The organism is Streptococcus sp. VTCC 12886, assembly GCF_049893425.1.
Taxonomy (GTDB): Bacteria; Bacillota; Bacilli; order Lactobacillales; family Streptococcaceae; genus Streptococcus; species Streptococcus suis_AA.
The window spans coordinates 21,114-27,334 of record NZ_JBMVJB010000028.1 but is presented as its reverse complement, the minus strand read 5'-3'; the positions used below and the strand labels follow the sequence as shown (position 1 = coordinate 27,334).

At 39.3% G+C, this 6,221-nt stretch carries 6 protein-coding genes and 1 pseudogene; 2 read left to right on the top strand and 5 right to left on the bottom strand.

Going from position 1 to position 6,221, the window contains the following annotated elements:
• A pseudogene (locus ACPC57_RS08700) lies at positions 1–343 on the top strand (hypothetical protein); the annotation flags it as partial.
• 122 nt (positions 344–465) lie between these two features.
• The gene (locus ACPC57_RS08695; RefSeq protein WP_434066755.1) at positions 466–1,551 is read left to right on the top strand and encodes a tyrosine-type recombinase/integrase; all 1,086 of its coding nucleotides are present in this window, start codon (positions 466–468) and stop codon (positions 1,549–1,551) included.
• 334 nt (positions 1,552–1,885) lie between these two features.
• Here the strand turns inward: ACPC57_RS08695 and ACPC57_RS08690 are convergent, their stop codons facing one another.
• From ACPC57_RS08690 to ACPC57_RS08670, 5 genes are read right to left on the bottom strand one after another with little or no spacing between them, the layout of a single operon-like run.
• The gene (locus ACPC57_RS08690; protein WP_434066754.1) at positions 1,886–3,304 is read right to left on the bottom strand and encodes a peptidoglycan amidohydrolase family protein; all 1,419 of its coding nucleotides are present in this window, start codon (positions 3,302–3,304) and stop codon (positions 1,886–1,888) included.
• A 2-nt stretch (positions 3,305–3,306) separates the two neighbouring features.
• Entirely contained in the window at positions 3,307–3,642 is a 336-nt protein-coding gene (locus ACPC57_RS08685) for a phage holin (RefSeq protein WP_434066753.1), read from the bottom strand.
• A complete protein-coding gene (locus tag ACPC57_RS08680) occupies positions 3,639–4,046 on the bottom strand; it encodes a hypothetical protein (protein ID WP_434066752.1) in 408 nt (135 codons plus the stop codon). The genes ACPC57_RS08685 and ACPC57_RS08680 overlap by 4 nt, the downstream gene beginning before the upstream one ends.
• Positions 4,047–4,061: 15 nt before the next feature.
• On the bottom strand, positions 4,062–4,331 hold the full coding sequence (locus ACPC57_RS08675; protein WP_434066751.1) for a hypothetical protein: 270 nt from the start codon (positions 4,329–4,331) through the stop codon (positions 4,062–4,064).
• A 19-nt stretch (positions 4,332–4,350) separates the two neighbouring features.
• Positions 4,351–6,213, bottom strand: coding sequence for a DUF859 family phage minor structural protein (locus tag ACPC57_RS08670; RefSeq protein WP_434066750.1), 1,863 nt, complete (start codon positions 6,211–6,213; stop codon positions 4,351–4,353).
• Between the last annotated feature and the right edge of the window lie 8 nt (positions 6,214–6,221).

Here is a 6,221-nt window from a genome sequence, read left to right as displayed (position 1 = left end):
CGATTCTACGCAAACAGAAACGCCTGTTTTAGTCGAGCAAACACAAGTTCAAGAACAGTCTACAGATAATATCTCAATCTCTGTGAATACAGAAGAAAACAAGACAGATGAACAAATTGAGAGTAACGATGATAATATCGGAAAAGCAACTGAAACAATCGATCACACAGCCTATTTTGAAATGCTAGAGAATCAAAAGAAAGCAAGACAAAAAATATTGTTTGCTTTACTGTATGGTTTCTTAGCCCTATTTGGCTTGAGTGGTATCCCTATTTTCCCGCTACTTGCTATACCTTTGACTGTCTGGAGTATCTATAAGCTTATTAAACTATTCAAAAAATAAAAAAGCCCTACGCTCAAATTTTGGTCGAGGAGAGCGTAGGGCGAATCGTGTATAGTGAAAACCTGCTTTGCAGTAGGTCTCTTTACTATACCTATTTTATCAGAAAATGAGGTAAAAAACAAATGGCATTCTATAAAAAGCTCTCATCTGGTTGGCAGTATCGTGTTTCCTATAAAGATGCCAATGGAAAATACCGTGAGAAGTCTAAAAAAGGTTTTAAGACTAAATCACAAGCTCAAGCGGCTGCCATGGAATTAGAACTATTTTTAAAGAAAAATACATTCATCAACAAAGACCAGAGTCTCTTAGAATACTACGAAAAATGGGCTAAAATCTATAAAAAGCCTCACGTTGCTGAAAGAACCTGGAAAAAGTACCAGCAGACCGAAAAACATATAAAGCAGTATTTTGGAAATACACTTCTCAAAGACATCACACCTACCCACTACCAAAGTATTGCTAACAAGTTTACACAAAAATATTCACAGGAAACGGCTGACAATTTCCACTACCATATCCAATCGGCTGTCAAGGTTGCTGTCCGTGAAAAAATTATCGATACCAATTTCTGTGAGGGGGCTATCGTCAAATCGAATCTAAATAGAAAGTCCGTTGAAGACAAGTATCTGGAAGAGCATGAGTATCTACACTTGATTGACATGTGTAAAGACAATATCCAATACCATTCCTATTTTACAATCTACCTTGCAGCAGTGACTGGTTTGCGTTTTGGGGAGCTTCTTGGTTTACAGCTAGAAGATATTGACAAAAAAGGACAAATGCTGCATCTCAAGCAAGCTTTTGATTATACCTTTACTATGGATTTTATACCCCTAAAGTCCAAAAGTTCACAACGTTCTGTCCCTATTGATCAGCATACTCTAAAACTTATTCGAGCGTATCTAAAAAATCAAAAAGAGCCAAATAAGGACAACAGACTGATTCCCAATATCAGCAATGCGGCAGTCAATAAAACGATTAAGAAGATTGTGGGCAGACCCGTCACTATCCACTCGCTCCGACACACTTATGCGAGTTTCCTGATTGCTCAAGGTGTGGACTTGATATCTGTCTCTCAAATTCTAGGGCATGAAAATCTCAATATTACACTTAAAATATACGCTCACCAGCTGGAAAAGCTGAAAGAGAAGAACAACGACAAAATTAGGAACATCTTTGATAACTTCGGACGAATTTCGGACGAATAGCCGAAAACCCTTGATACATTAAGGGTCTAAAATCCGTCTACCGCCTTTCAGTACCTGTATTAACAGGAATTAACCAAACGCAAAGCCCGATTTTTCGGGCTTTTTTGATTTTCCGTCATGATAATTTCGGTTAAGTTTGAAAATAATTTCGGACGAATTTCGGACGAATGCCTTTTAAACAAGACCTTATCTAATAAAAAATGTATAGTCAGACCCTAAATGCAAATAGGGTCTTTTTTATGTCCGCAAAAACGGCAATTTTACAAAATATCCGTCACGAAGGCAACAAAAAAAGCCCATAGGATTTTCTCCTAAAGGCTTTCTGCGTCTTATCTTAAACTGGTTTTTTGGAAATTGTATACTTGATTCCATTGATCGAAATTTCAATCCCATCAATGTTGACTTCGATTTTGTCAGACTGACCGACATCCGTGACGGTCTGTTTATCAAACTTATCCAATGAACCATTTTCTGACTCAATGGCTTTCAATCGGCTTGACGCTCCGACAATGTAGCTGTCAAATCCGCTAGCAGCATAATCATAGACTGCACCACCAACTTTAAACATTCCTTTGACAGCTTCTGAGAAAGTCTTGGCTCCTGATACTTTGTAAGAGCCACCAGCTCTAAGCAAATAGAACCAGTCTGTAAGGAAGTCATCTACAGTGGCATAGTGCATATAGTGACCACCCTCATTGCTAGGACGTGCTGTTCCTTGGGTAACTGTCACACCGCTTGGACGGTTGCCTTGACCTGTCCAGGTCATACCACCCCAGTTATTATCTGCCTTACCTACGGCCGAGGTACCCCAAAGCCCCTCAAAGTGTAGGACGGTGATAGCATAGCTTGGCAATATGTCATGCTTTTTACAGTTGGCCAGAATCTTATCCAGAACCGCTTTTTTTAAGATAGCGCCATTGAAAGAGAGGTCACCCTCTTCTTTGCTTACTGTGGCTTTCTCAATTGGCTCAGTTTGACTTGTTTTGGTTGCTGTGGGCTGTTTTACCTCTTGAACCTTAGATGGCTCAGAGGGCTGTTTTTTGAGCAATTCCGTCACTCGTTTTTGAACTGCCTCATATTGACTACCGAGCGACTTTTTACGAGCCTCACCGTTGCCATGATTGCCAGCGATTACCTCTTGAGCCAGTTGGTCAACAGTCTTTTGACTTGCCGTAGTTTTGCCATTGATGACTGCCATAACAGCCTCATATTGATTGCCAAGACTTGCTTTCCGCTGATCTCCGTTTCCGTATTTCCCAGCAAGAGTTTCCTGTACCAATTGGTCAATGGATTTCCCTGCAGTTGAGCTAGATACTGCTGATTGTCCAGAGGGTCGGTAGATGTAGTAATATTTACTACCAGATGAGCGAGCAATATCTAAATAGCCGTCAACTGTAATTCCATTTCTTGCCCAATTACAATGGATAATATTGTTAGAATCTACAAATATTCCTGTATGTCCTCCAGCTCCCGCTGATTGACCTCGCTTGCCCCATATAAAAATATCTCCTCGCTGAGCAGCAAAAACTGAATTTTCTGCAATGAGTTTAAAGCCATTTTTTAGTAGCCAGTCATGCTCATATTCAGTATTTACTGCCCATCCTGCTGAGATAGCTCCAGCCGACAAAAGTGCATAATAAACTGCGCTTGAACAGTCGTAGCTATTTGGACCATTGCGATAATCCATTGAGTAAGTAACTTTTCCTCGTCTAGCTTCCATCCAGGCGATAGCTTGTTCCATATTTAGAGCCATAATTATTCTCCCTTCCAAGCTGAGTTCATAGAATGAACTGCTGCCTCGAGGAAGGTATTCAACTGCTCATCAGTGAAATAAAAATTATACTTAGCTAGTTCATCCCGAACTTTTTCTTTAGCCAATTCTAATTTCTGCTCTCCATGTAATTCGACCTCAGGGTCTTTAGCAAGTTGTTCAACTGCTTGAACTGCATGATTTGCTACAATTTCAAGAGTCCTTACTGCTGCTGCTCCTCCTTTTCGCAAAAGATATTCCTTGAGCATTCGTACAATTACAAGAATGATAATTCCTGTAAATGAAGTTAGTGTAGTTAATAGCATTTCTTGGATATTCATAATTCTACCTCCTTAATAGGTAAATGAGTGAAAATATCATACATCGTTTGGATTTCTCCATTTCCGCCTAAAACTTTATAGCATTCAAATAGTTTAGCTATCTCTCTACGTTCCTCTAAAGTAGTAAATCCTCTCCCTATAGCTATCTCTAAATCTCTAAATAGAGTATACCGTCGACTTGAGCGACTGCTATTTTTCAAGGTATCTAGTTCACTTCTTACTTCTTTGATTTCCTCGGCAGTATTTTGTAAAACATCTAAACGATTATTCATAGTAGTTAATTCTTTATTATTGTTTGACCCAATTTTAGCAATAGCAATCCCTCCGATGGTTGTTAGGAATGTTCCCGCTACGGGAGCTACGGCACGAATTAAATCAACGAAGGGATTTGGCTCAGTGGGCATATATTTATACCTCTTTTATACATTTACTTCGTCGTTAGCCTCCGCTACTAAGTCGGCTAAAATATCATCTTCAATTTTATATCGTAATTCCCGAAGTGCATCTTCATCTGCTCGCATAGCTACTCGATGTTTAGCGTATAATTCTGCATCATGCAATGTCTCATATATCGTAGATACTGCATTGTTATCAGTATTGATAGTAGTCGTTTTGACTAATCTTTCCACTCCATCTTCAATAGCAAAAAATTCTGCTAGAGTTTGTCTTGTTTTATTGATTTTTAACATAAATATTCTCCTTTTTTAATTAAGCTATTCTGCGCCATCTGTATACTGTGATGTAGGGCTGTAAATTGTTGTGGGGATTATTACCACCAACACTTGTTGTAGGCAAACCCATAGTATAGTTTCCCAGTTTCGCACGCATAGCACTATTGTTTCCATTTTCCCAACCCTGAGCAATTGGACTCCCGCCCGCCTCTGTGTTAAATTGATGGGAATGTGACGGCATTTCTTCCACAGTGATTTGATGAGCTTTTTCACCTCCTGTTCTATTAGGAACATTGAAATCACTATCATTTTCATCTACACCTACCAACACTCTGCCATTCCCGAAACGTTCCCACGTTCCACCTATAAATGTTGATGGATTAGTATTGATGATTGATTGGTAAATAGACCCTACTGGATAAAAAATATCCCGAAGCGCCTTTCCTGCGATAAACATATCAGAAGCATAAATATTTCCTGCAGCATCAACTGAGCCTGCTGGACCTAATTCAGGAATTTTTCCTACTCCAAATCTACCATCCTTATCATAAGCATTAATCACTTTCTCAGTTCCTACAGTAGCTGAAGCAATAGTAGGATTTGATGAGGTGAACTTATCACTGAGTTTAGCTTGTACAGTCCAAGATGTAGTTGAGTCATAAGTTCCTCCTAAATTCGCCTCGCTATTAGTCAAAGTGAAAATAGTAGTCCACTCTCCTCCAGCTGAGCCAGTATCAACGACGAATGAGGTACTTCCTAATGGAGCAGCTTCAAATACTAATTTGGTACTATTCTTATTCGCATTATTAAATGTCAAAGGAGCAACCTTAATCGTTCGCAGGACTTGGAGCTTATTAGGATTTTCCCGAGTTCTTAGGACTTGAATGGATATTACGGGAGCATAATATTCAAGCAATGTGATAGTCACATCTTTTGTAGCACTAACTTTTCCTCGACTATCAGTAACGGATGCTCTAATAGTGGCAGTTCCATTGAAATCCATTGGACCTAGAGTTCCGCCATTTGAAGTAAGAATTATATTCTTATTCAAAACTTCAGCCCTAAATCCTTTTATGGTTGAGCCATAAGCACCTGCTGCGCCATTAAAAGTTACTTTAATATCCGACATGATTTGTACGAAAGTATTTCCAGTTATCAATGCTTTAGCAGTTGCATTTTGGTCATCTAGTGTAATTCCTGTGAAAGTTGGAATAACTGAGCTAGGAACGTTCGCAGTAAATGTTCGAGACTGCGTACCTATTTTAGTTGAGCCTGAATAAGTATCAACGAATATAGTTCCAGTTCCTGAAACATTATTTGGCAACTCATTACAGAAATCCATAGGAATAGTCCATGAAGCTGAAGTAGTCAATCCAGATGCTATCGTTCCTGAACGACCTCCCCATTCCCATCTTAAAGTATGAGTGAATGAAGTAGAAGCTCTATTGATAGTAATAGCAAGAGGACTTCCAATTGTTCCATTTGAAAATGAAACTGAGCTTGCACGAGGAATCGTAGGAAGTCCGTGCGTCCAGCTACCACTTGCATTCCCGAAAGATAAACTACCATAGCTTATATTGCTCATATTTGAGCTGAGACTAATTCCTGCCGATTTAGTTCCATCAGCATTATGTCCTACGGTAAATTGGACTGAGCCTAAATACTTCTTAGAGCCATTGAGGTACAGAGGGCCTACAGAAATAGTTTGAGATTGTCCATCACAATTGACTGTGACTGAATTTCCATAAGTATTGCCGAACTCAATGCTCCATCCTGCATCCATTCCTATCCATACGTCAACCTTGATTACGGAACTATTTCCTGCTATATTTTGGCTGACGGTAGAGGATGAGCCTTCCAAGTAACTTCTCCAGTTACCTGAGTATCGAAAAATTGCCATATTTTCAA